The 23,986-nt window shown below is 65.6% G+C and carries 21 protein-coding genes and 2 tRNA genes; 9 read left to right on the top strand and 14 right to left on the bottom strand.

The genetic code is table 11. From position 1 onward, the window contains the following. Positions 1-134 precede the first annotated feature (134 nt). Together lnt and ACI1V7_RS20695 are read right to left on the bottom strand one after the other, a co-directional pair. Positions 135-1,736 carry an apolipoprotein N-acyltransferase gene (gene lnt, locus ACI1V7_RS20700; RefSeq protein ID WP_404533730.1) on the bottom strand — a complete coding sequence of 534 codons (1,602 nt, stop codon included), beginning with the start codon at positions 1,734-1,736 and terminating at the stop codon, positions 135-137. Between the two features lie 81 nt (positions 1,737-1,817). Next, on the bottom strand, positions 1,818-2,696 hold the full coding sequence (locus tag ACI1V7_RS20695; protein WP_404534160.1) for a CorC family transporter: 879 nt from the start codon (positions 2,694-2,696) through the stop codon (positions 1,818-1,820). Positions 2,697-2,870: 174 nt separating this feature from the next. Here ACI1V7_RS20695 and ACI1V7_RS20690 point away from each other — a divergent pair, with 174 nt between their 5' ends. Together ACI1V7_RS20690 and ACI1V7_RS20685 are read left to right on the top strand one after the other, a co-directional pair. Next, positions 2,871-3,320 (top strand): (2Fe-2S)-binding protein, encoded by a 450-nt coding sequence (locus ACI1V7_RS20690; protein ID WP_404533729.1) that lies wholly within the window; start codon positions 2,871-2,873, stop codon positions 3,318-3,320. Positions 3,321-3,331: 11 nt separating this feature from the next. Beyond that, a complete protein-coding gene (locus ACI1V7_RS20685; RefSeq protein ID WP_404533728.1) occupies positions 3,332-5,596 on the top strand; it encodes a xanthine dehydrogenase family protein molybdopterin-binding subunit in 2,265 nt (754 codons plus the stop codon). Between the two features lie 114 nt (positions 5,597-5,710). On the opposite strand, the gene ybeY is transcribed toward ACI1V7_RS20685, so the two are convergent. From ybeY to miaB, 3 genes are read right to left on the bottom strand one after another with little or no spacing between them, the layout of a single operon-like run. Next, positions 5,711-6,184 carry an rRNA maturation RNase YbeY gene (gene ybeY, locus ACI1V7_RS20680; protein ID WP_404533727.1) on the bottom strand — a complete coding sequence of 158 codons (474 nt, stop codon included), beginning with the start codon at positions 6,182-6,184 and terminating at the stop codon, positions 5,711-5,713. Continuing rightward, complete coding sequence (locus tag ACI1V7_RS20675; protein ID WP_404533726.1) at positions 6,159-7,268, bottom strand: PhoH family protein; 1,110 nt, start codon at positions 7,266-7,268, stop codon at positions 6,159-6,161. Before ACI1V7_RS20675 ends, ybeY begins: the two co-directional genes overlap by 26 nt. Further along, complete coding sequence (gene miaB / locus ACI1V7_RS20670; protein ID WP_404533725.1) at positions 7,265-8,626, bottom strand: tRNA (N6-isopentenyl adenosine(37)-C2)-methylthiotransferase MiaB; 1,362 nt, start codon at positions 8,624-8,626, stop codon at positions 7,265-7,267. Before miaB ends, ACI1V7_RS20675 begins: the two co-directional genes overlap by 4 nt. Before the next feature lie 642 nt (positions 8,627-9,268). Between miaB and ACI1V7_RS20665 the strand changes: the two genes are divergently transcribed. Continuing rightward, complete coding sequence (locus tag ACI1V7_RS20665) at positions 9,269-9,673, top strand: hypothetical protein (RefSeq protein WP_404533724.1); 405 nt, start codon at positions 9,269-9,271, stop codon at positions 9,671-9,673. A gap of 98 nt (positions 9,674-9,771) precedes the next feature. Here the strand turns inward: ACI1V7_RS20665 and ACI1V7_RS20660 are convergent, their stop codons facing one another. Continuing rightward, entirely contained in the window at positions 9,772-10,614 is an 843-nt protein-coding gene (locus ACI1V7_RS20660; protein ID WP_404533723.1) for an HDOD domain-containing protein, read from the bottom strand. Next, positions 10,614-10,811 (bottom strand): hypothetical protein, encoded by a 198-nt coding sequence (locus ACI1V7_RS20655; RefSeq protein WP_404533722.1) that lies wholly within the window; start codon positions 10,809-10,811, stop codon positions 10,614-10,616. Before ACI1V7_RS20655 ends, ACI1V7_RS20660 begins: the two co-directional genes overlap by 1 nt. Before the next feature lie 144 nt (positions 10,812-10,955). Between ACI1V7_RS20655 and gstA the strand changes: the two genes are divergently transcribed. Then, a complete protein-coding gene (gene gstA, locus ACI1V7_RS20650; RefSeq protein WP_404533721.1) occupies positions 10,956-11,564 on the top strand; it encodes a glutathione transferase GstA in 609 nt (202 codons plus the stop codon). A gap of 121 nt (positions 11,565-11,685) precedes the next feature. Then, positions 11,686-12,171 carry a DUF1697 domain-containing protein gene (locus ACI1V7_RS20645; protein WP_404533720.1) on the top strand — a complete coding sequence of 162 codons (486 nt, stop codon included), beginning with the start codon at positions 11,686-11,688 and terminating at the stop codon, positions 12,169-12,171. A 145-nt stretch (positions 12,172-12,316) separates the two neighbouring features. Here the strand turns inward: ACI1V7_RS20645 and ACI1V7_RS20640 are convergent, their stop codons facing one another. Then, on the bottom strand, positions 12,317-12,589 hold the full coding sequence (locus tag ACI1V7_RS20640) for a hypothetical protein (RefSeq protein ID WP_314547407.1): 273 nt from the start codon (positions 12,587-12,589) through the stop codon (positions 12,317-12,319). A gap of 564 nt (positions 12,590-13,153) precedes the next feature. On the opposite strand from ACI1V7_RS20640, the gene ACI1V7_RS20635 reads away from it, so the two are divergent. Beyond that, complete coding sequence (locus ACI1V7_RS20635; RefSeq protein ID WP_404533719.1) at positions 13,154-15,115, top strand: AAA family ATPase; 1,962 nt, start codon at positions 13,154-13,156, stop codon at positions 15,113-15,115. 81 nt (positions 15,116-15,196) lie between these two features. On the opposite strand, the gene ACI1V7_RS20630 is transcribed toward ACI1V7_RS20635, so the two are convergent. Further along, the gene (locus ACI1V7_RS20630) at positions 15,197-16,279 is read right to left on the bottom strand and encodes an acyltransferase family protein (protein ID WP_404533717.1); all 1,083 of its coding nucleotides are present in this window, start codon (positions 16,277-16,279) and stop codon (positions 15,197-15,199) included. 184 nt (positions 16,280-16,463) lie between these two features. After that, complete coding sequence (locus ACI1V7_RS20625; protein ID WP_404533716.1) at positions 16,464-18,167, bottom strand: cation:proton antiporter domain-containing protein; 1,704 nt, start codon at positions 18,165-18,167, stop codon at positions 16,464-16,466. A gap of 210 nt (positions 18,168-18,377) precedes the next feature. Between ACI1V7_RS20625 and ACI1V7_RS20620 the strand changes: the two genes are divergently transcribed. The 3 genes from ACI1V7_RS20620 to ACI1V7_RS20610 all read left to right on the top strand — a co-directional run bounded on the left by ACI1V7_RS20620 (position 18,378) and on the right by ACI1V7_RS20610 (position 20,521). Next, positions 18,378-19,685, top strand: a complete 1,308-nt coding sequence (locus tag ACI1V7_RS20620; RefSeq protein ID WP_404533714.1) for a DUF445 domain-containing protein — start codon at positions 18,378-18,380, stop codon at positions 19,683-19,685. A gap of 25 nt (positions 19,686-19,710) precedes the next feature. Then, positions 19,711-20,025: a putative signal transducing protein gene (locus ACI1V7_RS20615; RefSeq protein ID WP_404533712.1), complete on the top strand. Its 315-nt coding sequence runs from the start codon at positions 19,711-19,713 to the stop codon at positions 20,023-20,025. 70 nt (positions 20,026-20,095) lie between these two features. After that, positions 20,096-20,521 (top strand): hypothetical protein, encoded by a 426-nt coding sequence (locus tag ACI1V7_RS20610; RefSeq protein ID WP_404533711.1) that lies wholly within the window; start codon positions 20,096-20,098, stop codon positions 20,519-20,521. Positions 20,522-20,566: 45 nt separating this feature from the next. On the opposite strand, the gene ACI1V7_RS20605 is transcribed toward ACI1V7_RS20610, so the two are convergent. The 4 genes from ACI1V7_RS20605 to mutL all read right to left on the bottom strand — a co-directional run bounded on the left by ACI1V7_RS20605 (position 20,567) and on the right by mutL (position 23,821). After that, a tRNA-Met gene (locus ACI1V7_RS20605) sits at positions 20,567-20,643 on the bottom strand. 69 nt (positions 20,644-20,712) lie between these two features. Then, positions 20,713-20,789 (bottom strand) — tRNA-Met (locus ACI1V7_RS20600). Between the two features lie 66 nt (positions 20,790-20,855). Beyond that, complete coding sequence (gene miaA / locus ACI1V7_RS20595) at positions 20,856-21,812, bottom strand: tRNA (adenosine(37)-N6)-dimethylallyltransferase MiaA (protein ID WP_404534159.1); 957 nt, start codon at positions 21,810-21,812, stop codon at positions 20,856-20,858. A 14-nt stretch (positions 21,813-21,826) separates the two neighbouring features. Continuing rightward, positions 21,827-23,821, bottom strand: a complete 1,995-nt coding sequence (mutL, locus tag ACI1V7_RS20590) for a DNA mismatch repair endonuclease MutL (protein WP_404533710.1) — start codon at positions 23,819-23,821, stop codon at positions 21,827-21,829. Positions 23,822-23,986 lie beyond the last annotated feature (165 nt).

Here is a 23,986-nt window from a genome sequence, read left to right as displayed (position 1 = left end):
AACACGGTGAGTTTGCTAAAACACCAATTTTAGCGGTTTTTGCCGGGTACCTCGAAACGAATCTCGCAGCGCCCGGCCCTTGGACGAGTTTTCTTCGGCAGACTTTACTCATGAACAGCGCCGAAGGGAAGGGTTCAGGCGGTTTTATCGGCGCCGCTGCCGCTGCCGCTCTCGCCGCGGCGCCGGCGGCCGGCGAACCAGGCGCCGGCCAGCATCAGCGCGCCCAGGCCCAGGAACAGCAGGTTGCCGAAGCGGATGTACGGCGTGGCGCCGCCCATGCCCTGCACGCTGGCCGCCAGCACGCCCTGGCCGTAGAACGGGATCTGCTGCACGACGTTGCCGCGACCGTCGATGATGGCGGTGGCGCCGTTATTGGTGGCGCGCAGCATCGGGCGTCCCGTCTCCAGCGAGCGCATGCGCGAGATCTGCAGGTGCTGCGGGATTGCCGTCGATTCGCCGTACCAGGCCAGGTTCGACAGGTTGAGCAGCAGCGTCGCCGGGCGCGGCGCCTCGCGCAGGTTCTTCGCGATCTCCTCGCCGAACACGTCCTCGTAGCAGACGTTGGGCAGCACCAGCTGGTCCTTGACGGGGAACGGCGCCTGCACGGCCGGACCGCGCGTGAAGTCGCCCAGCGGGATCTGCATCAGGTTCGTGAACCAGCGGAAGCCCGTCGGGATGAATTCGCCGAACGGCACCAGGTGGTGCTTGTCGAAGCGGTAGCCCTGTCCCTGCGGGCCCACGCCGGCCACGCTGTTGGCATAGGCGGTCTGGCTGTCGGCCAGCGGGATCCCGTACAGGAAGGACGTGCCGGTGCGCGCCGCGTAGTCCTTGAAGATGTCCAGGTAGCCGGGCGGGAGCTGCTGCGGGAAGACCGGGATCGCCGTCTCCGGCGCCGCCGTCAGGTCGGCCGGGGTGGCCGTCATCATGTCGCGGTAGCGCACCAGGATGCCGGCCAGGTGGTTGGCGTCGAATTTCTCGTCCTGCGGGATGTCGCCCTGCAGCAGGCGCACGGTGATCGGCTTGCCGACGGCATGCGTCCATGCCACCTGGCGCAGCAGCGAGCCGGCCACCAGCAGCACGCCGAACAGCGCCAGCGCGTGCATACGCTGGCGCTGGGTCAGCATCACCAGGCAGGCCGCGCACACGGCCGCCAGCACGCCGATGCCGTACACGCCGACGATGGGCGCGAAGCCCCCCAGCGGCGCCGTATTGTGCGCATAGCCGGCGGCGGCCCAGGGAAAGCCCGTGAACACCCAGCCGCGCAGCCATTCGGACACGCCCCAGAAGGTCGGGAACACCAGCAGCAGGAAGGCCGGCACCGGCAGTGCCCAGCGCTTGCGCAGCCAGGTCGACGCCGCCGCGGCGAAGGCGCCGAACAGGCCCATGTACAGGCCCAGCAGGCAGATGGCGATGGCCGACAGCACGGCCGGCAGGTGGCCGTAGCGCGTCAGCGCGATCGACAGCCAGTGCATGCCCGCCACCGACCAGCCGAAGCCGAACGCCCAGCCCAGCAGGGCCGCGCGGCGCACCGAGCTGCCCATGCCGACCTGGTAGAACAGCCAGGCCAGCGCCAGGAACTGCACGGGCCACCAGCCGAACGGTTCGAACGACAGCAGGCTGGAGGCGCCGGCCAGCGCGGCGGCGAGCAGGGCGAGGAGGCTGGGGCGGGTGCCGCGCAGGGCCGGGTCGGGGGCCTGGGCGGGAGCGCGGCTTGAGGCGGAGCGGCGGAGGATCAAGCGGTATTCCGTATCGTGTCTATCGTGGCGTTCCAATGAAAACGCCCCGGGAAGGGGCGCATGGCGGGGCGGTGCTGCGGGTCAGTCCTGTTCCTCGTCGACGTCGGGCAGCTTCTCGACCAGCAGCACGTGGATCTGGCGCGCGTCGGCGCGCAGCACCTCGAAGCGCAGGCCTTCCAGGTCGAATACCTCGCCCTTGTGCGGCATGCGTCCCAGGTGGTTGGCCACCAGGCCGCCGATGGTGTCGGCTTCGTCGTCGGACAGATCGACGCCGAGTTCCTCGTTGAACTGCTCGATCTCGGTCAGGGCCTTCACGCGCCAGCGCGGGCCGTGCTGGCCTTCCTTGATCGACAGGATGTTGTCCTCTTCCTCGTCGAAATCGTATTCGTCCTCGATGTCGCCGACGATCTGTTCCAGCACGTCCTCGATGGTGATGAGGCCGGCCACGCCGCTGTATTCGTCGACGACGATGGCCATGTGGTTGTGGTTCGCGCGGAAGTCGCGCAGCAGCACGTTCAGGCGCTTCGATTCGGGGATGAAGATCGCCGGGCGCAGCATCTTGCGCACGTCGAAGGATTCCTCGGCGTAGTAGCGCAGCAGGTCCTTGGCCAGCAGGATGCCGACCACCTTGTCGCGCTCGCCCTCGATGGCGGGGAAACGCGAGTGGGCCGTTTCCAGCATGATCGGCAGCCACTCCTCGATCGGCTTGGAGATGTCGATCACGTCCATCTGCGAACGGGGAACCATGATGTCGCGCACCGACAGGTCGGAGACCTGGAACACGCCCTCGATCATGGAGAGGGCATCGGCGTCGATGAGGTTGCGTTCGTGGGCGTCGTGCAGCACTTCGAGCAGCTCGGCGCGGTTTTCCGGCTCAGGAGAGATCAGCGCGGTCAGCCGTTCGAACAGCGACCGGTGGGTTTTGGCGTCCGTTCGGACGTCAGCAGGGTGCTCAGGCATAGTTGGCATGAAGCCGTTGTTGCGATGGGCCATAGGATACACCAAAAGCCGTCATGCCTGTTTTTTATGCAGCCCGCGTGTCATGCCGCACTTTTGACAGGGAAGATGCATTGTGTGCGCCACTTCACACATTTTTTTGTCTATATTGGGCATTCAATATGGAAAGGAGTTCCCATGCCTGCGCTGAACGTGAATGGTACGACCACCAACCTCGATGTCCCTGACGACATGCCCCTGCTGTGGGCGCTGCGCGACGTGATGGGACTCACAGGCACCAAGTTCGGCTGCGGCGTCGCCCTGTGCGGCGCCTGCACCGTGCACCTGGACGGCCAGGCGATCCGCTCCTGCGTGACGCCCGTGTCGGCCGCCGCCGGCAAGAAGATCACCACCATCGAGGCGATCGGCAACGACCCGGTCGGCGCCAAGGTGCAGGATGCCTGGCGCCAGCTCGACGTGGTGCAGTGCGGCTACTGCCAGTCGGGCCAGATCATGTCCGCCACCGCGCTGCTGCACGCGACCCCGAAGCCGACCGATGCCGACATCGACGGCGCCATGTCGGGCAATATCTGCCGCTGCGGCACCTACAATCGTATTCGTAAAGCGATCAAGATCGCGGCTGCCTGAGGAGACGGAACATGGACCAGATGACCCAGGAACCCAAGGACACCCAGGACGCGCAGGCGCCGAAGTCGCAGGGCCGGCGCCAGTTGCTGAAAGGCGGCGCGCTAGGTGGCGGCGCGCTGCTGTTCGGCTTTTCGCTGTTCGGCTGCAGCAAGAAGCCGGAGAGCGACCGCAAGGAACCGCCGTCGGAACAGGCGGTCGGCCAGGCCGCGACGGCCGTGTCGAACCAGCCTCCGGGCCTGGCCCACGATGCCTTCATCCGCATCGACCGCGAAGGCATCGTCACGCTGATCATCCACAAGGTGGAGATGGGGCAGGGCACGTTCACGTCGATGCCGATGCTGCTGGCCGAGGAACTGGGCGCCGACCTCACCAAGGTCAAGCTGGAACAGGCGCCGGCCGACAACACCCTGTATGCGGACCCCATGCTGGGCGGCCAGGTGACGGGCGGCTCGACGTCCGTACGGGCGGCGTGGAAGCCGCTGCGCGAGGCCGGCGCCAAGGTGCGCACGGTGCTCGTGCAGGCCGCGGCCGACCAGTGGAAGGTGCCGGTGGGCGAATTGAAGGTGGTGGCCGGCACGATCCGCCACGACGGCTCGAACCGCACCATGCACTTCGGCGAAGTCGTCGACGCCGCCTCCAAGCTGACCTTCCCGGCCACCGTCAAGCTGAAGGACGCGGCCGACTTCACGCTGATCGGCAAGTCGCTCAAGCGCCTGGACAGCCCCGCCAAGGTGAACGGCTCGGCGCTGTTCGGCATCGATGCGCGCCTGCCCAATATGGGGATCGCGGCGGTGGCCGCCTCACCCGTCATGGGCGGCAAGGTCACGGCCGTGGACGAGCAGAAGGCGCTCGCCGTGAAGGGCGTGCGCCAGGTGCTGCGCATCGAGGGCGCGGTGGCCGTCGTGGCCGACAACTTCTGGTCCGCCAAGCAGGGCCTGGCGGCGGCCGCGCCGCGTTTCGACGACGGCGCCAACGCCGCCGTCAGCACGCAATCCATCGTGGCCGACATGATGAAGGTCTCGCAGGGCACGGGTGCGGTGGCGAAGAACGAGGGCGACGCCCTCAAGGTGCTCGATGCCGCCGGCGGACGCCGCATCGACGCCATCTACGAGGTGCCGTTCCTGGCCCACGCGACGATGGAACCGATGAACTGCACGGTCGATCTGCGCCAGGACGGCTGCGACCTGTGGGTCGGCACCCAGGTGCCGGCGCTGGCCCAAGGCGCGGCGGCCAAGCTGACCGGCCTGCCCGTCGAGAAGGTCAAGGTCCACAACTTCTATCTCGGCGGCGGCTTCGGACGCCGGCTCGAGGTCGACAACGTGATCCAGGCGGTGGCCTTCGCCAAGCTGCACAAGGGCCCGCTGAAGATCGTGTGGACGCGCGAGGAAGACATCCAGCACGACATGTACCGTCCCTACTACGTGGACCGCATGTCGGCCAAGCTGGACGAGAAGGGCATGCCGTCGGCCTGGTTCCACCGCGTGACGGGTTCCTCGATCATGGCGCGCTTCGCCCCGCCGCTGGTCAAGAACGGCGTCGATCCGGACGCGGTGGAAGCGGCCGCGGACCTGCAGTACACGATTCCCGCCGTGCGCGTGGAATACGTGCGCCACGAACCGGCGGGCCTGGCCACCGCCTTCTGGCGCGGCGTGGGACCGACCCACAACGTGTTCGTGGTGGAGAGCTTCATCGACGAGCTGGCGTATGCGGGCAAGTCGGACCCGGTGGCGTTCCGCCGCGCGCTGCTGCAGAAGTCGCCGCGCACGCTGGCGGTGCTGAACGTGGCGGCCGAGAAGGCCGGCTGGGGCAAGCCCCTGAAGCCCATCGCCGGACGCAAGGTCGGGCGCGGGGTGTCGACCCAGTTCGCGTTCGGCAGCTACATGGCGCAGGTGGCGGAAGTGTCGGTGGGCCCGGACGGCGACGTGCAGCTGCACCGCGTCGTGTGCGCCGTCGACTGCGGCCAGAACATCAATCCGGACACCATCGTCGCGCAGATGGAGGGCGGCATCGTGTTCGGCGCCGGCGCCGCGCTGTGGGACCAGATCACGCTGGACAAGGGGCGGGTGCAGCAGACCAACTTCGGCGATTACCGCGTGATGCGCATGAACGAGTCGCCCACCATCGAGGTACACCTGGTGAAGAGCGGCGACGAGCCGGGCGGCATCGGCGAGCCGGGAACGGCGGGGATCGCGCCGGCGCTGGCCAACGCGGTGTTCGCGGCGACGGGGACGCGCATTCGCAAGCTGCCGATCGGGGAGCAGCTCAAGAAGGCGTAAAGCAAATTGGACCCCTGCCTGCGCAGGGGCGACGGCCTAAAACAACGTCGTCCCTGCGCAGGCGTGATAGTGCCCCCAGCACTATCACCCCGATTTCCCGTGCGCGTCACCGTCTTATTCGTTATCCGCGTACGGATCCGGATACTCGAGCGCCTCCATGATGTCGCGCTCGAGCTGCTCCATCTCTTCCGCTTCCTCGTCCGTCTCGTGGTCGAAGCCCTGGGCGTGCAGCACGCCGTGCACCACCAGGTGCGCCGTGTGTTCCTCGACCGTCTTCTTCTGTTCCTCGGCCTCGCGCTGCAGCACGTCGGTGCACAGGACGATGTCGGCCTGGGTCGGCTCGTCGTCGTCGATCTGCGCGCCTTCGTTGTAGGCGAAGGTTAGGACGTTGGTGGCGTAGTCCTTGCCGCGGTAGTCGCGGTTCAGGCTCTGGCCCTCGGCCGCGTCGACGAAGCGGATCGCCAGCTCGGCCGGGCCGAGCAGGGCGGCGCGCACCCAGCGCTCGATCATGTCCGGCGTGATCTCCGCCTCGAGGCGGGTGTCGGCGTACTGGACGTCCAGCTCAAGCTGATGGTTTTTTTCTTGCATGGCGTGTGCTCGCGGGTTTGGACAGGTCGCCGATCTCCTGGATCGCGGCCGATTTCTCGTAGGCGTCGACGATGCGCGCCACCATGGGGTGGCGCACCACGTCGGCGCTGGAGAACTGGGTGAAGGCGATGCCGCGCACGTCCTTCAGCACGTGCATCGCATCGACCAGGCCGCTCCTCTGCGTCTTGTGCAGGTCGACCTGGGTGACGTCGCCGGTGACGACGGCCTTGCTGCCGAAGCCGATCCGGGTCAGGAACATCTTCATCTGCTCGACCGTCGTGTTCTGGGCTTCGTCCAGGATCACGAAGGCGTGGTTGAGCGTGCGCCCGCGCATGAAGGCCAGCGGGGCGATCTCGATCACGCCCTTCTCGAACAGCTTCTGGGTGCGCTCGAAGCCGAGCAGGTCGTGCAGCGCGTCGTACAGCGGGCGCAGGTAGGGATCGACCTTCTGCGAGAAGTCGCCCGGCAGGAAGCCCAGGCGCTCGCCCGCTTCGACGGCCGGACGGGTCAGGATGATGCGCTTGACGGCGTCGCGTTCCAGCGCGTCGACGGCGCAGGCCACGGCCAGGTAGGTCTTGCCGGTGCCGGCCGGACCGATGCCGAAGCTGATGTCGTGTTCCAGCACGGCCTTCAGGTAGCGGATCTGGTGCGCGGTGCGGCCGCGCAGGTCGGTGCGGCGCGTCTTCAGTACCGGGCTGACCAGGTCGGCGGGGTCGTCTTCGACGCCCGCTTCGGCGCGCTCTTCCTCCTCGGTGAGCGTTTCGCCCGGCTCCTTGGCGGACTGCGCCGGCTCGGCCGCCTTGGGCTTGATGCCGGAGCGCTGCTCGACCAGCGCGAGCTGCACTTCCTCGAGCGGCACGACCTTGTCGGCCACGCCGTAGAAGCGTTCCAGCAGTTCGACCGCGCGCTCGGCATTGCCGCCGCTGACGATGAATTTCTCGCCGCGGCGGAAGATGGTCACGTCCAGCGCGGCCGAGATCTGGCGCAGGTTTTCATCAAGCGGACCGCACAGGTGGGCAAGCCGCGTATTGTCGAGCGGCTCGGGAATGAAGTACGAAGGCTGGGTGGGCGTTTGGGTTTTCAACTGGCTTTGGCAATCGTATCAATGCTGGCGACCAGGTCGCCGCGCAGGGAGTAATCCAGGCTCTCGGTGATGCGCACGTCGACCAGCTGGCCGACCAGTGCCTCGCCGAGGTCGCCCGGGAAGAAGTTGACGACGCGGTTGTTCTCGCTCCGGCCCTGCAGTTCGCCGCCGCCGCGCTTGGACGGCCCTTCGACCAGCACGCGCTGCACGGTGCCGACCATGGCGGCGCTGGTCTTGCGCGTGTTGGCATCGATCAGGGCCTGCAGGCGCTGCAGGCGCGCCAGCTTGACCTCGTGCGGGGTGTCGTCGTGCAGGTTGGCGGCCGGCGTGCCGGGGCGCTTGCTGAAGATGAAACTGAAGCTGTTGTCGAAGCCGACGTCTTCCACCAGCTTCATCATCGCCTCGAAATCGGCGTCCGTCTCGCCCGGGAAGCCGACGATGAAATCGGACGAGATCGTGATGTCCGGGCGCACCGCCTTGATGCGGCGGATGATCGACTTGTATTCCAGGCCCGTGTAGCCGCGCTTCATGGCCTGCAGGATGCGGTCGGAGCCATGCTGGACGGGCAGGTACAGGTGGTTGACCAGTTGCGGGATCTTCGCGTACGCGTCGATCAGGCGCTGGGTGAATTCCTTCGGGTGGCTGGTGACGAAGCGCAGGCGCTCGATGCCGGGAATCTCGGCCACGTATTCGAGCAGCAGGGCAAAGTCGGCAATCTCCCCGCTCTCCATGGCGCCGCGGTAGGCGTTCACGTTCTGCCCCAGCAGCATGATTTCCTTGACGCCCTGGGCGGCCAGGCCGGCGACCTCGGTCAGCACGTCCTCGAAGCGGCGCGACACTTCCTCGCCGCGGGTGTACGGCACCACGCAGTAGCTGCAGTACTTGCTGCAGCCTTCCATGATCGACACGTAGGCGACCGGGCCCTCGACCTTGGCCGGCGGCAAGTGGTCGAACTTCTCGATTTCCGGGAAGCTGATGTCGACTTGGGCCGCGCCCGTATGACGGCGCATCTCGATCATCTGCGGCAGGCGGTGCAGCGTCTGCGGGCCGAACACGACGTCCACGTGGGGCGCGCGCTTGACGATGGCCTCGCCTTCCTGCGACGCCACGCAGCCACCCACGCCGATCACCAGGCCCGGCTTGTTGCGCTTGAGTTCCTTCAGGCGGCCCAGGTCCGAGAACACCTTTTCCTGCGCCTTTTCACGCACCGAGCAGGTATTGAAGAGGATGACGTCGGCATCGTCCGGGGTATCGGTGCGTACGAGTCCTTCGGCGGCGCCGAGCACGTCCGCCATCTTGTCCGAGTCGTACTCGTTCATCTGGCAGCCGAAGGTCTTGATGAATACTTTTTTCTGCATGGAAAAGCTTCTGGTGGCTGTGCTGGTGCTATTGCCTCGATAAGGGATGGCCAGTTTACCGTAAATCGGAAACACCCCCCCAGCAAGGCGCGCGGCACCGGTTTTCATTCCTTGTGGAAATGATAATGATAAAAACTATACTTTTGATACGATTAGTTACATTGTGTCTTCTTGTAAAATCATTTCCAGATGTTATGTTTAACCTTGTCAGGAGGATTCAACTTTAATTTCCTTAAGTAAATCAACTAGTTCCTGCTGACTGGCAATTGCAAACTTAGCGCAAAAAAACTCTTGCGTGCGCCACAATCTGTCACCATGTGCTGAAATGACTATGTGACAAGCTTTCCCAGCGATAGCTTGATTTCGGCTAATGAATTCTGTGTCCGGGTCGTGGTTGGACGGGACATACGAGTTTGATAATTTGTTCGAAAAACAAGTGTGCTAGGGAAGTGGAAGCTTCGGCGGACGGCGTCCGGTGAGGTTTCCGACAAGGGAGCGCACGCGGTCCGGTGTGCGTGCCGGCTGGTTCAGGCAGGGCAGTGTGCTTGAACGTTCGGTAACGGTACCGGGAACTTATGTTGACGAAAGTTAGTCATTAACACAGTTCGTAAAAGAACTATTTTAACCACTCACGAGGAAATCATGGCACACCATGCTCTGTCATCACAGGAAAGCTACAACCCGAACCACCTGCTGGACATCCTGCTCGGCAAGATGCAGCTGAAGAACGACGCTGCGCTGTCGCGTATGCTGGAAGTCGCTCCTCCGGTGATCAGCAAGATCCGTCACCACCGCCTGCCGGTCGGCGCTTCGCTGCTGATCCGCATGCACGAAGTGACCGGCATGAGCATCCGCGACCTGCGCGACCTGATGGGCGACCGCCGTACCAAGTACCGCCTGTCCGATGCGCAAGGCCGTCCGAAACCCGAAGAGAAGGCAGCGCAGCAGGCAGCCCAGCAGGCCGCGCAACAGGCAGCTCAGCCGCAAGCCCAGCAGGGTGCCCAGGGCGACGACGCAAGCAGCAAATCCGGCAACTATGCGCACTGATGCCGCGGGCATGACAGCCGGTCCTGTCATGCCTTCGGCGCGACCCGGCGGCGGAGCGTCCTTGCGGACCGTCTCCGTCGCCGTCACCTGGGCCAGCCTCAGACCATGAGGATGGCCGACATCTCGCCTAGCTGCGTTTCGGTTTCCCGGAACAGGTGCAGATAGGCTTCTTCATTCAATCCCATCGCATCCCAGGCCACGTTCGACAGGCGCGGCACCACGTCATCCTGCTCGCCCGACAGGTCGAGGGCGTGGACGATCGCATCGGCCACGTGCACGATCGTGGCCAGGAAGCCGGCGCCCGGGGTGTCCGGCGCATGGTGGAACCCGATCGCTTGGCACATGGTGCCTGAGAAATTCCAATGCGCGGCCAGCGCCAGGCCCGCGTCGACGTGGTCCACGCCCAGCACGGCGCTTTCCGCCTCGCGCCACTCCGCCGGATGGGCCGCGCGCCAGGCCAGCACGTCGCCATAGGCTTCCGGGTGGCCCGTCACCAGCACCAGGCGGCCGATGTCGTGCAGCAGGCCGGCCGTGAAGGCGATGTCCTGGTTGAAGCGCATCCGCCGCGCCAGCGCCCGCGCGCAGGCGGCGGTGGCGATCGAGTGGCGCCAGAACGCCTTGTCGTCGAAGCCGGGGCAGCGCCCGCTCGGGAAGCTGCCGCCGACGGCGGCCACCGTGATCAGGTTGCGCATCCGCTGGAAGCCGAGATAGGTGATCCCCTGCTGGATCGTGGTCACCTTCACCTGCAGTCCATAGGCCGCGGAATTGGCCAGGCGCAGCGTATTCGCCGTCAAGGCCTGGTCGTACGAGACCTTTTTTGCCAGCACGGAAATGTCGACGTCTTCCTGCTCGATGCTGGCCAGCAGTTCCATGACGACGGCCGGCAGCGAGGGCAGGTCCTGTACACCGCCCGCCAGTTCATCCATGGTGATGCGCTTCATCACGGCGTCTCCGTCTTGCCATCGGCCTGGCCTTGGGCGTCGCGCTGCAGGCGATAGTTCTCGACGTAGCGGCGCAGGACGGCGCTGGCGCGGTCGGCGGGCGCGTCGGGGTCGATGTGGCGGAACAGCTGATCGAGCCGTGCCTGCACGGCGGCCGGATCGGTGGACGGATCGGTGGACGACGCGGAAACAGTCATGCGATATCTTTCCTTTTTGTAATCTGGCGGATCATACCATTCGGCTATGATCGATTGGCAGGGCTGTGCGCTGCCGGATGGTTGTATTGTATGCTCGCCTGGCTTTGCCGTCGGCACAGCAAGCTACAATTTCCTAGGAACGACATGAAACTGTATTTCTCCCCCGGCGCCTGCCCCCTTGCCTCCCACATCGCCCTCGCCGAAGCCGGCCTCGACTACACGCTGGAACGCGTCGACCTGGGCAGCAAGCGCACCGCCGGCGGCGCCGATTTCCTGGCGGTCAACCCGAAGGGCTATGTGCCGGCGCTGGAGCTGAAGGACGGTACCGTGCTGACCGAGGGCCCGGCCATCGTCCAGTTCATCGCCGACCTGGTCCCGGACCGCCAGCTGGCCCCGGCCAACGGCACGCTCGAACGCTACCGCCTGATCGAATGGCTGAACTTCATCTCGGCCGAACTGCACAAGAGCTTCAGCCCGCTGTTCCGCCCGACCGCGGCGCCGGAAGCGAAGGATGCCGCGCGCGCCGCGCTGCGTCAGCGCCTGGAATGGGTGGCCGGCCAGCTGGACGGGCGCGACTACCTGCTCGGCACGCAGTTTTCCGTGGCCGACGCCTACCTGTTCACGGTGCTGAACTGGGCCGGCCGCGTGCAGTTCGACCTGTCCCCGTGGCCGCCTCTGCGGGCCTATATGCAGCGCGTGGCCGAGCGTCCGGCCGTGCGGCAGGCAATGCGCGAGGAAGGCCTCATTCACTAAGAACGACACCGCAGCCCGGTGCGCCATCCGGCGTGCGGGCACGGTACCATGCCACATGACCAGCAAACGCTACATTGCCCTATTGAGGGGCGTCAACGTAGGGCGCGCGAAACGCGTGGCCATGGCCGACTTGCGCAAGCTGATCGGCGATCTCGGCTATACCGAGGTGCGCAGCGTACTCAACAGCGGCAACGTGGTCTTCAGCGGCCCCGCGAAGCCGCAGGAAGCGGTCGCGGCGGAGATCGAGGAAGCGCTCGTGCTCAAGCTGGGCGTGGCGGCGCGCACCCTGGTACTGGACAGCGAGGAGCTGGCCGCGATCGTGGCCGCCAATCCGCTGCTGGAGGTGGCCAGCGACGATGCGCGCCTCCTCATCTTCATCCTGGGGCACCACCATGCGCACGCGGCGATCGAGGCGCTGTGCCGGCGCGACTGGCATCCCGGCGCGGTGGCGCTGGGCGAACGGGCGATCTACGTGTGGTGCCCGGACGGCATCCTCGACAGCGCCGCCGCGGCCACGCTGGGCAAGGAGCTGGGCGACGCCACCACCTCGCGCAACTGGGCCACGCTCGGCAAGCTGCACGCGCTGTGCAACGAAGCCGCCGCCTGAACGTCCATCCTGCCTGCTGCCCGTCCTGAAATGACGACGGCGCCAGGGGCGCCGTCGTTTCTCCGTTCCATCGACCCGGCCTTGCGGCCTGCCTGCGCGTCATGCGAAAGCGTGCGTCGGCGGAAGCTGGGTGCTGCTCACATCCTTATTTGAACTTCTCGCTGCTGACGCGGCTGGCCCGGTACCCGATCAGGATCAGGCCGACGAGCATCATGGCAAACACTTCCGGTTCGGGAAGTTCGGACATCGAGGATGGCGGTGGTGCTACCACCTCGGTGCGGTGCACCGTCGACAGGTCGGCCACACGGTAGGCGCGAACGCCCGCATGGGTCGTGTCGAGGTCGATGGCGGCAGCCTGGGCGGCGCCGCCGAACAACAAGCTGAGCGTTAAAGCAAGTGCATATCGTTTCACGGTCATTCCTTCGACAAAGCTGGCGGAACCTGGTGACGTGGCTTCGGCACGTGAATAATGCATTGCAATCAAATTCCGATAAAACAAAGAAACTAATTGCTTAGAAGATCGATTACAAATGCGTCGGCCGATATTCAGGATAGCAAAGATGCGCGCCGCATCGCGTCCGTTACGTGTTGTTACAGCTTAATAATCCGTTGGAAATTTTTATGTTTTTGAAATAAAACAAAACTAATCAATTTTTCATCAAGTGATTGATGAGTAAGCACAATTTGCATCGTTTCTTGCTGCTCGCTTATCGGAAATACTAGAAGTGCAAGGGTTTTCATTGGCAGCTTGACCATGGATGTTGCACCGCACGTTTTTTTCGCCACACGGTATACACCTTCCTTTTCTTTGCGGGTATAGTCTCCATATTCCTATTGCCTTAGGGCATCAAAACAATATCAAACGTACACGTTTGAATACCCAAGCGGTTCCGCACCGTCCGCCTTTCTGGTCCAGCCGGCACTCTGGAAGGCAAAGCAAGACCACGAGCATCACACCCTTCGTTTTTTGCAGAGTATCGATATGCCGAAATTTGCCCAACTTCAAATTGCCTTCAAGAATGTTTACGTTCGGATCTTGACCGCCATCGTGCTGGGCATGCTGACCGGCTGGTTCATCTACAAGGCCAACGTGCCCCAGGACACGGCCCCGGTCGTCCATTCGCAGAACATCGCCGAGATCACGGAGCTGGCCGCCAACAAGGAGCGCCTGGACTACCTGTTGATCGCCAAGCCGCTGTCGGATTCGCCGCGCTACGTCTACAAGTTCAAGGACGCGCCGCAGCTGCACGTGGTGAAGGTGCCGAGCACCTCCCACCTGTCGCTCGAGCGCGAAGTGCTGCTCAAGAACGCGATTCCGTACTCGATCGCCAAGGACGACTACCTGGCCAGCCACAAGGCCGTGCTGGAGGAAGAGGGCGAGAACTTCGGCACCGACGCCGTCGACTTCCTCAAGCGCCACGCGCTCGACATCACCGTGCTGCTGGTGATCCTGTACGCGATCAAGTTCGGCATCCCGGGCATGGGCGCGGGCGCCCAGATGATCTCGCCGGACAAGCTCAAGGGCAGCCTGGACGACCTGATCGGCATGGAAGACATCAAGCAGGAAGTGCTGCACCTGGAAGACATGATCCGCAACCGCGAGCTCTACCAGGAACACAATATCGACAAGCCGTTCAACGTGATGCTGACGGGCCCCGCCGGTACCGGCAAGACCAAGCTGGTCGGCTACCTGGCCAAGCGCCTCGACATCCCCCTGATCCAGGCGTCCGGCTCGGCGCTGGAATCCGGCTACGTCGGTGGCGGTTCGAAGGCGCTGAACGCGCTGTACCGCAAGGCATCGAGCAAGGGCCGCTGCATCATCTTCCTGGATGAGGCGCAGAGCCTGTTCATGCCGCGCGGCCGCAGCGAAAAGAAATGGGAAGACGACACCGCCAACACCCTGCTGGGTCTGCTGGACGGCGTGAAGAGCGACAAGGGCCAGGGCGTGATCTGGGTCGTCGCCTCGAACTTCGACGATGCCTCGACCGAGATGGACGAAGCGATGCTGCGCCGCTTCTCGGTGAAGATCAACTTCCGCCTGCCGAACAAGGCCGAACGCCGCGAATTGCTGCGCAGCTTCCTGGCACGCAAGAAGGATGGCCTCGTCGACTGGAGCGACCTCGACCTGGACCAGGTCGCCGAGATCACCCAGAACCTCAGCCCGGCACTGCTGGAAACGGTGGTCGAGCGCGCCTCGATGCTGTCGATCCAGGAAAAGACGATCATCAATACCGATCTGCTGTTCCGTGCCTACGAGCGCGCCACCATCGGCCTGACCGACCGCGCCACCACGGCCGAGAAGCACAAGCAGCGCGAGCGCATCGCCGTGCACGAGCTGGGCCACTTCTTCATGCAGATCGACCCGTTCCTGCGCCAGGGCCTGAGCCTCGCGCAGGTGAAGGAAAAATCGCACCTGCTCAAGATCAGCACGGAAGCCGTGTCGAAGATCGGCGCGCTGGGCTACGTGCTGCAGTCGGGTGACGACATGTCGCTGCGCACGCTGGAAGAGCTGGAGCGCGACGTGATCGGCCTGTACGGCGGCGTGGCGGCGGAGGAGCTGTTCTACGGCGCGCGCGGCATCTCGGTGGGCAGCCAGAACGACATCGAGAAGATCACCAAGATGCTCAACCTGATGGTGGGCCGCCTGTCGATGTACTCGCGCGCCAAGATCGACTACAGCCAGCTGCAGAACGATGCCAGCGGCGAGCACACGCTGCGCCAGGTCGAGGAAAAGTCGGACGAGCTGTACAGCTACACCCTGGACGCGATCCGCGACTACGAAGCCGTGATCGTGGCCCTGAAGGACACGCTGCTGGACCAGTACGTGCTGTCGAAGGATGCCGTGTTCGCGCTGCTGGCCGAACACGAGGAAGCGCTGCGTGCCGGCCTGGATGCGCCGCGCGCCGTGAACCTCACGCTGTGCGCCGAGGAGGCGGTAGCTTAAGGTCGAACGATTGGTTGATGGTTCCCGGTTGCGTCGAGCCCGGGTTGCGACGGCGGACAGCGATGTCCGCCGTTTTTTTATTCATGCGGCCAGCGTCGGCTCGTCGTCGGACAGCGGGTCGGCGACCGGCAGCCGCTGCGGCGCGGCGGATGCGCCGTCCTTCTTGTTCCTGCCGCCGGTCAGGAAGGCGAACGTGCCCGGCATGAGGTGGTTGGCGGCGTCGTAGATGCGGAACAGGAACAGCGGGATGAGGACGAGCCCGAGCGCCAGGTAGGCCCATTGCGGCAGCCAGGCCATCTTGCCATGCAGTAGTTGCGCAACGCGGATCAGCGGAACGTGCGCCAGGAACAGGAAGAAGCTGTATTTGCTGTGCCTCAGCGCCCAGTCGCCGATCCGCGTCCCGGCGAGCAGCGCTGCCGCCGGCCAGACCAGGAATGGCGACACCAGGTAGACATAGACATAGCTTTCGGTGTGCGAGTGGATCATGGCCGCGCATACGGCGACCAGGCCCGCGAGGCAGTAAGGGGCGAAGCGGTCGAATTTCAGCAGGTCCCAGCGCCACACGGCCGCCATGCCGCCGACGTAGAACAGCACGGCCATCGTGTTGCGGTTGACCAGATGGCCGTCGAGGTCGCTCATGAAGACCGTGAAGACGAGCATCAGGCCGATGGTGGGCAGGCGCCGGATCAGGATGCCGAACAGCGGCGCCAGCAGGATCAGGACGAACAGGTCGCGCAGGAAGTGCAGGGCGAAGTTGAGCGGGTTGTCGGCGTAGCCGAACGCCAGATTCAGCAGTTGCGGGGCGGTCTTGTTCGTGATGCTGTACAGCGGCGCCCACCCGGTCGCGTATTCGATCGCGTACTGCAGTGCGAAATACGCGACGTTAAAGACGAGGAAGGGCACGAGCAGGGTCCTGGCCTTCTTGCGGTACAGCGTCAGCGGCGTCCGGTCCAGGCTGGCGGCAAACAGCAGGTAGCCGGAAATCATGCTCAGCGTGGGCATGGCGATGCGTCCGAGCTGGTCCTGGAAGAAGAACTGGAGCAGCTGCAGTACGTCAGCGCGATCGAGTTCCTGCACCAGTGGCGCGCCCAGATGCAGGAACACGACGCTGAGGATCAGGATAATGCGCAGCATGGAGATGCGCTTGCCGACAAGCGGATGCATGGATCGATATTCTCTGGATGGCGGATGACGCCGCGCACTGCGATGCGGTGCGCGATACGATGCCGGAGATTAACATTTGTACAAAAGAAAGCGCGTACGATTGACGCGCTGGCTCGTTGCGGAGGGACGAGGCGGAGGGACGCCGTCCGCGGCGATGCGGACGGCAGGGGATGATGCGGCCGGCTCAGTGCGCCGGCGCGGGGACGTTGTCCAGCGTTTCCAGCACGTGCCGGGTCATGCTCTTGGCCAGTTCATGCTCGCCGATGAACACGGTGCCCCCGGTGTCTTCGCGCAGCAGGCGCGCCTCTTCCTCGTTGTGGGTACGTACCACGCAGCGGATCGCCGGGTTCAGCGCCTTTGCCGTCTCCACCATCGCGCGCACGTGGAAGGTGTCCGGGGTGGCGATGACGAGCATGGAGGCGCGCGCGATGTGGGCCTGGATCAGCACCGCCGGCTCGCCCGCGTTGCCGGCGACGGCTGGCTGGTCGCGCTTGCGCAGCTCTTCCACGATGTCGCGGTTCTGTTCTGCCACGACGAAGTGCACGCCCTGGCGGGTGAGCTCGTCGGCAATGCGCCGCCCCACGCGGCCGTAGCCGACCAGCACCACCTGGCCCGTCAGGCGGTCGTGTTCGACCGACATCGGCAGCTCGGCCAGCGGGTCGGTCGAGCGCTCCAGCTGGCGCGCCAGCGGCGAGCGCTGGCGCAGCCAGTCCTGCAGCGGGCCGGCCGCCTTGAACATCAGCGGGTTGACGGCGATCGAGATGATAGCGCCGGCGAGGATCAGGTTCTGGCCCGTTTCCGGCAGCAGGCCCAGCGACATGCCCAGCGCTGCCAGGATGAAGGAGAACTCGCCGATCTGGGCCAGGCTGGCCGAGACGGTGATCGCCGTGTTCAGCGGATAGCGCAGCGCCAGCACGAGGGCGAAGGCGGCCAGCGACTTGCCGAACAGGATGATCGCCAGCACGCCCAGCACCTGCAGCGGGCTCTCGACCAGCACGCGCGGGTCGAACAGCATGCCCACGGAGACGAAGAACAGCACGGAGAACGCGTCGCGCAGCGGCAGCGTCTCCTCGGCGGCGCGGTGGCTCAGTTCCGACTCGCGCAGCACCATGCCGGCGAAGAAGGCGCCCAGCGCGAACGACACCCCGAACAGGTGCGACGAACCGTAGGCGATGCCGACGGCGGCCGCGATCACGGCCAGCGTGAACAGCTCGCGCGAACCGGTCTTGGCGACGCGCCACAGGAACCACGGGAACACCTTGCGGCCGACGACCAGCATCAGCGCCACGAAGGCGCCGACCTGCAGCAGCGTGGTGCCGAGCGCCATCCACAGCGAACCGCCGCCGCCCTCGCCCTTGCCGCCCAGGACGCCGGCCAGCGCCGGCAGCAGCACCAGCACCAGCACGGTGACGAGGTCTTCGACCACCAGCCAGCCGACCGCGATGCGGCCGTTGAAGGAATCGAGCTCGCCGCGGTCTTCCAGCGCCCGCAGCAGCACCACCGTGCTCGCCACCGACAGCGCCAGGCCGAACACGAGGCCCGCGCCCATGCTCCAGCCCCACCAGTGGGCCAGGCCCATGCCGAGCAGGGTCGCGACGGCGATCTGCAGGACTGCGCCGGGCAGGGCGATGCCTTTCACTTCCATCAGGTCGTCGAGCGAGAAGTGCAGGCCCACGCCGAACATCAATAGCATCACGCCGATCTCGGCCAGCTGGGACGCCAGCTGCACGTCGGCCACGAAGCCCGGCGTGGCCGGGCCAATGATGACGCCGGCGGCAAGATAGCCGACCAGCGCCGGCAGGCGCAGCTTCACGGCGATCATGCCGAGGATCAGCCCGAGCCCGAGGGCAGCGGCGATCGTGGTGATCAAACTGATGTTGTGTTCCATCCGCGGTGGTCTCCTTGTCAATAAACTTTCCCAGTATAAGGGACGATTCCGGTAGATGGGCCGAAATGCGCCAAAAAAACGAAAATTGCCGTGAAATCGCTATCAAATGCATGCGGATGGACGCTTGTTGCAGCAGTTTGTTGTAGTTGCTGCAAGCCGGTGCGCCTCCCTTGCGGCCGCTGGGCTAGGATGGAGCCTGATGAGTTGCCAATGGAGTGCTGCGTGGAGGCGATGGGGGACAAGGAAAGGGAACTGCGCGGGGCCAAGCGCCTCGCGCTCGGATTCTTCGTGGCGGCGACGGCGCTGTTCGCGGTCGCGCTCGTGCTCACCGTGTCGTGGTGGAGCGGCCTGCTGAAGGCCTTCGCGGAAGCGGCGATGGTGGGCGCCCTGGCCGACTGGTTCGCCGTGACGGCGCTGTTCAAGCGCATCCCGATCCCCTTCGTGTCGCGCCACACGGAGATCATCCCCGCCAACAAGGAGCGCATCGCCGACAACCTGGCCGCCTTCGTCGAAGAAAAATTCCTCGACACGGAATCCATCGTGGGTCTGATCCGGCGCCACGACCCGGCGCAGAAGGTGGCCGACTGGCTGGTGGCACCCGCCAACACGGAGCGCCTGGGCCGCTATCTCGTGCGCATGGGCAGCTGGGCGCTGGACTTCATCGAGGACGCCCCCGTGCAGCAATTCGTGCGCCGCGCCGTGCACGGCATGATCGAGGGCGTCGACCTGTCGAAGACGGCCGGCGCCATCCTCGAGAGCCTGACGCGCGAGCGGCGCCACCAGGAAATTCTCGACGAAGGCATCCGCCAGCTGGCCCGCCTGCTGGACAACGAGGACACGCAGGCCGTCATCGCCCAGGGCATCGTCGACTGGCTGCGCGAGGAATACGCGTTCATGGAAAAGATGCTGCCGTCCGAGCTGATCGGCCGCAAGGGCGCCGACATCACGGTGCGCCTGGCCGCCGGCATCCTCAAGCGCGTCGACGAGGACCCCGGGCACCCGCTGCGCCAGCGCTTCGACGCCTTCATCGAGGACTTCATCGCGCGCCTGCAGGCCGACCCGGCCTTTGCGCAAAAAGGGGAAGAGATCAAGCGCTACCTGGTCGGCGACGAGACGCTGAACGGCTATATCGGCGCACTGTGGGGCGACCTGAAGGCCTGGATCAAGGCCGACCTGGACAAGGAAGAGTCGACGCTGCACCGCCGCCTCGTCGCCACGGGCGCCTGGGTCGGCCGCATGCTGGCCGACGACCCGCAGCTGCGCGCCTCGCTGAACGAGAGCCTGGAACTGGCGGCGCGCGGGGTGGCGCCCGAATTCGCCGGCTTCCTGACGCGCCACATCGCCGACACCGTCAAGCACTGGGACAGCGCGGCGCTGTCGCACCAGGTGGAGCTCAATATCGGCAAGGACCTGCAGTACATCCGCATCAACGGCACCATCGTCGGCGGCATGATCGGCGTGGTGCTGTATTTATTGTCGACGGTACCGGCCTGGCTGCAGATGGCCGGGGTAAGATGAAGTCTTGACGATCGAGGAGGACGTGATGAGGGCATGCGATGCGACACTGGCCGGCGCACCGGAACTGGAAGCCATCCCTGGCCGCGACCTGTTCGAGGTGGCGCGCTACCTCATTCCCATGGAGGCCAGCCTGGTGCAGGGCTGCCTGGTCGCTTCCGGCATCCCGGCCGTGCTGGCCGACGCCCACCTGATGCAGACCGACCTGCTGCTGGCGCCGGCGCTGGGCGGCGTGCGCATCCTGGCGCCGCGCGACTACCTGGACCAGGCGCAAGCCGTGCTGGCCGCCTTCGAGCGCGGTGAATTCGCGCTGGGAGAGGATGCGGACGTCGGTCCCGCCTGAACGAGCCGGACGCGGCGGCGGCACGGCATCGGCTAGACTCGGGTCATATGATAAGCATGAGGTCATGATCTTGAGTAAACTTCGCATCGCCATCATCGCCGTCCTCGCTGCGGCATCCGCCCACGCCAGCGTCGACACGTCTCCCAAGCCGGGCGGCGTCTACAAGCTCAAGCCAGGCATCTTCGTCGAACGGAACACCGACTGCGGCGCGCCGCCGAATGCGGCCATCCGGCAGTACGACGGCAAGGGAATCAGCACGGCCCACACCCGCGCCTGCAAGGCCACCGTGCGCGCGCGCCGCGGCAAGACCTACACGGTCGACCAGAGCTGCATCGATGCCGGCGCCGGTCCCGCGCCGCGTTTCACGCAGCGCCAGCAGATCGTCGTGCAGGATGCGCTGACGTTCACGCAGGTCATCAAGGGCGAGCGGGCGACGTACCGTTATTGTCCGGTGTACCAGTTGCCGAAGGATTTGCAGAAGGTGGGGCGGGGCTGAAATGAAAACGGCCCGCTTCTTGCGAAGCGAGCCGTTTCACGCTGTTGGTGGTGATAGGTGGACTTGAACCACCGACCCCAGCATTATGAGTGCTGTGCTCTAACCAGCTGAGCTATATCACCGCTAATCTGCAGACAACTTATAAAAAAAAATGGCCAGCTCTGAAAAGCCAGGCCATTTTTTAGAAATCCTGGTGGTGATAGGTGGACTTGAACCACCGACCCCAGCATTATGAGTGCTGTGCTCTAACCAGCTGAGCTATATCACCAAAGCGGGGTGCATTATGCCGTCGGCCCCCGAAAGTGTCAAGGCTACCCCGTCTGGATGTTTCTGTCTACCCGTGTCGGGCGCGCAACGTCGCCAGGTGGTCGAGCATGGCGCGGGCCGGATCGGGGTCCAGGCAGTCGAGCGCGATGCGGTCCGGCATCGAACGCAGCCAGGTCAGCTGGCGCTTGGCGAGCTGGCGCGTGGCGACGATGCCTGTCTCGCGCAAGCCGGCGCGGTCGATCGTGCCGTCCAGGTATTCCCACGACTGGCGGTAGCCGACGCAGCGCATCGACGGCAGGTTCGGCGACAGGTCGCCGCGTGCGCGCAGACGGGCCGTCTCGGCCACGATGCCCGTGTCGTCGGACGTACCCAGCATCTGGTCGAAGCGCAGCGCGATGCGCCGGTGCAGCACGGCGCGGTCGGACGGTTCCAGCGCGAACGAGACCAGCTCGAACGGCAGCTCCGGCGGCGCGCGCCGGGCCAGCAGTTCCGACATCGGCTTGCCCGACAGCTCGATGATTTCCAGCGCCCGGTTGATGCGCTGGGCGTCGTTCGGCGCCAGCCGCTCGGCCGTCACGGGGTCCAGCGCGCGCAAGCGTTCGTGCAGGGCGGGCCAGCCCAGGCGGGCCGCGTCGGCATCGATGCGGGCGCGGACGGCGGCATCGGCGGTCGGCAGGTCGTCCAGGCCGTCGACGAGGCCCTTGAAGTACATCATCGTGCCGCCCACCAGCAGCGGCAGCCGGCCGCGCGCGGCGATCTCGCCGACGAGGCGGATGGCGTCCTCGCGGAACTGGGCGACGGAATAGCTCTCCAGCGGATCGATGATGTCGATCAGGTGGTGCGGCACGCTGGCGAGTTCCTCGGCGGTGGGTTTCGCGGTGCCGATGTCCATCTCGCGGTACACGAGGGCGGAATCGACGGAGATGATCTCGGCCGGGATCTCCCTAGCGATCGCCAGGGCGGCGGCCGTCTTGCCGGACGCGGTGGGGCCCATGATGGCCACGGCCAGCGGTTTGTCGTGCATCGTCATCGTGTGTCTTACTGGCCGCGCAGGAACAGTTTGTCGAGGGCGGCGATTTCCAGCTGCACCCAGGTGGGGCGGCCGTGGTTGCACTGGTCGGCCCGTTCCGTCGCTTCCATCTGGCGCAGCAGGGCGTTCATCTCGGGCGTCGTCAGGATGCGGTTGGCGCGCACGGCCGTGTGGCAGGCGAGGGTGCCGAGCAGTTCGTTGCGGCGCTCGATCAGCACGCGCGAGCCGCCGAATTCGCGCACGTCGCGCAGCACGTCGCGCGCCAGCGTCTGGGCGTCGGCGTTCTTCAGCAGGGTCGGCACGGCGCGCACCGCCAGCGTGGTCGGCGAGACGGCGGCGATGTCGAAGCCCAGCGCCTTCAGCGTTTCCTGTTCTTCCTGGGCGGTGCCGACCTCGATCGCGTCGGCATAGAAAGTCACCGGGATCAGCATCTGCTGCACCTGCATCTGCTCGCCCTCGGCCTGGGCGTCGAGCGCATTCTTCAGGTTCTCGTACAGGATGCGCTCGTGGGCCGCGTGCATGTCGACCAGCACCAGGCCCTTGCGGTTCTGCGCCAGGATATAGATGCCGTGCAGCTGGGCCAGCGCGAAGCCGAGCGGGAAGTCGTCGTCCGAGGCCGGCGCGACGGCCGGTGTCAGGGCGATGTCCTGCACCGAACGGGATGGCGCCGTACCATCGCCGCCCTTGGCATCGGCGAACAGGGCGCCGTAGCTCTCCGTGCGCTGCGGGACGCCGGCGCCGGTCGGCGCATCCCAGCGGCTGCCGGGCGGGAAGGGCGACGGCGAGAACGTCGGCGACAGTTGCGCGCCGAACGAGGTCTGTTCGTGCGGGCGGCGCCAGGACGGGCTGGCGCCTCCAGCGCTACCGCCACCGCCGCCACCGCCGCCGAAGCCACTCGTGCCGCCCAGGCCACCCAGGCCGCCGAAGCGGTCCAGCGAGGTGCTCGACGGCGCTATCTCGGCCGCGCTCACGGGCGCCGGCGCGTTGCCGTGCGCCGTGGCCGAGGTCTGCGCCAGCGCGCGCTGCACGGCGTGGAACACGAACTGGTGCACGGCGCGGCTGTCGCGGAAGCGCACTTCGATCTTGGACGGGTGCACGTTGACGTCGACCATGGCCGGGTCGAGCTCCAGCGCCAGCACGTAGGACGGGAAGCGGTCGCCATGCAGCACGTCTTCATAGGCCGCCTTGACGGCGTGCACGAGCAGCTTGTCGCGCACGAAGCGGCCGTTCACGTAGAAGTACTGGCTGTCGGCGCGCGCCTTGGACGCCGTCGGCAGGCCGACGTAGCCGTGCAGGCGCAGCGGGCCGGTCGCTTCGTCCAGGTGCAGGCGCGCCTCGCCGAAGTCGTTGCCGAGAATCTGGGCGCTGCGCTTGGCCGCTTCGCTGACGTTCCAGTGGTCGATCGTGCGGCCGTTGTGCGTCAGGCTGAACGACACGTCCGGCCGCGCCAGCGCGATGCGCCGCACGACTTCGGCGCAGTGGCCGTATTCGGTCTGTTCCGACTTCAGGAACTTGCGCCGCGCGGGCGTATTGAAGTACAGGTCCTGCACGTCGATCGTGGTGCCGTGCGGGCCGGACGAGGGCGTCACGGTACCCTCGTGCGAGCCGACGATCTCCCAGGCGTGGGCCGCGTCGCGCGTGCGCGAGGTGATCTTCACGGCGGCGACGGAGGCGATCGAGGCCAGCGCCTCGCCGCGAAAGCCCAGCGTGCTCACGTTTTCGAGTTCCGTCAGCGACGCGATCTTCGAGGTCGCGTGGCGGGCGAGGGCCAGCGGCAATTCCTCGGGCGGGATGCCCTTGCCGTTGTCGGTGATGGCGATGCGCTTGACGCCGCCTTCCTCGAGGCGGACCGTGACCTGGGTCGCGCCCGCGTCGAGGGCGTTCTCGAGCAGCTCCTTGACGACCGCGGAAGGCCGCTCGACGACCTCGCCGGCGGCGATTTGCGAGATGAGCTGATCGGGAAGCTGCTGGATGGGGCGATGGGTGGAGACCGGGGCGTTCATCAAGCCATTATAGCTTGACGCTCCACAGGCTCAACGCCACCGTTTGATTTTTGCAAATTCGGGGTCAGAGCACATTTTCGACAAAATTCGGGGTCAGAGCACATTATGCTCATGGGCGTTTCGAGACCTTATCGTCGTGCGAACGTGGCCGCTTGCCCGGAGCGG

The organism is Massilia paldalensis, from assembly GCF_044901715.1.
Lineage (GTDB): Bacteria > Pseudomonadota > Gammaproteobacteria > Burkholderiales > Burkholderiaceae_D > Telluria > Telluria paldalensis.
This window is presented reverse-complemented; position numbering and strand designations above follow the sequence as displayed.

Excerpts from the sequence above, each read along its gene's own strand:
- ACI1V7_RS20695 (WP_404534160.1), bottom strand. The coding sequence starts at position 2,696 with ATGCCTGAGCACCCTGCTGACGTCCGAACGGACGCCAAAACCCACCGG.
- ACI1V7_RS20690 (WP_404533729.1), top strand. The coding sequence starts at position 2,871 with ATGCCTGCGCTGAACGTGAATGGTACGACCACCAACCTCGATGTCCCT.
- ACI1V7_RS20685 (WP_404533728.1), top strand. The coding sequence starts at position 3,332 with ATGGACCAGATGACCCAGGAACCCAAGGACACCCAGGACGCGCAGGCG.
- ybeY (WP_404533727.1), bottom strand. The coding sequence starts at position 6,184 with ATGCAAGAAAAAAACCATCAGCTTGAGCTGGACGTCCAGTACGCCGAC.
- miaB (WP_404533725.1), bottom strand. The coding sequence starts at position 8,626 with ATGCAGAAAAAAGTATTCATCAAGACCTTCGGCTGCCAGATGAACGAG.
- ACI1V7_RS20665 (WP_404533724.1), top strand. The coding sequence starts at position 9,269 with ATGGCACACCATGCTCTGTCATCACAGGAAAGCTACAACCCGAACCAC.
- ACI1V7_RS20660 (WP_404533723.1), bottom strand. The coding sequence starts at position 10,614 with ATGAAGCGCATCACCATGGATGAACTGGCGGGCGGTGTACAGGACCTG.
- ACI1V7_RS20655 (WP_404533722.1), bottom strand. The coding sequence starts at position 10,811 with ATGACTGTTTCCGCGTCGTCCACCGATCCGTCCACCGATCCGGCCGCC.
- gstA (WP_404533721.1), top strand. The coding sequence starts at position 10,956 with ATGAAACTGTATTTCTCCCCCGGCGCCTGCCCCCTTGCCTCCCACATC.
- ACI1V7_RS20645 (WP_404533720.1), top strand. The coding sequence starts at position 11,686 with ATGGCCGACTTGCGCAAGCTGATCGGCGATCTCGGCTATACCGAGGTG.
- ACI1V7_RS20640 (WP_314547407.1), bottom strand. The coding sequence starts at position 12,589 with ATGACCGTGAAACGATATGCACTTGCTTTAACGCTCAGCTTGTTGTTC.
- ACI1V7_RS20635 (WP_404533719.1), top strand. The coding sequence starts at position 13,154 with ATGCCGAAATTTGCCCAACTTCAAATTGCCTTCAAGAATGTTTACGTT.
- ACI1V7_RS20630 (WP_404533717.1), bottom strand. The coding sequence starts at position 16,279 with ATGCATCCGCTTGTCGGCAAGCGCATCTCCATGCTGCGCATTATCCTG.
- ACI1V7_RS20625 (WP_404533716.1), bottom strand. The coding sequence starts at position 18,167 with ATGGAACACAACATCAGTTTGATCACCACGATCGCCGCTGCCCTCGGG.
- ACI1V7_RS20620 (WP_404533714.1), top strand. The coding sequence starts at position 18,378 with ATGGAGTGCTGCGTGGAGGCGATGGGGGACAAGGAAAGGGAACTGCGC.
- ACI1V7_RS20615 (WP_404533712.1), top strand. The coding sequence starts at position 19,711 with ATGAGGGCATGCGATGCGACACTGGCCGGCGCACCGGAACTGGAAGCC.
- miaA (WP_404534159.1), bottom strand. The coding sequence starts at position 21,812 with ATGCACGACAAACCGCTGGCCGTGGCCATCATGGGCCCCACCGCGTCC.
- mutL (WP_404533710.1), bottom strand. The coding sequence starts at position 23,821 with ATGAACGCCCCGGTCTCCACCCATCGCCCCATCCAGCAGCTTCCCGAT.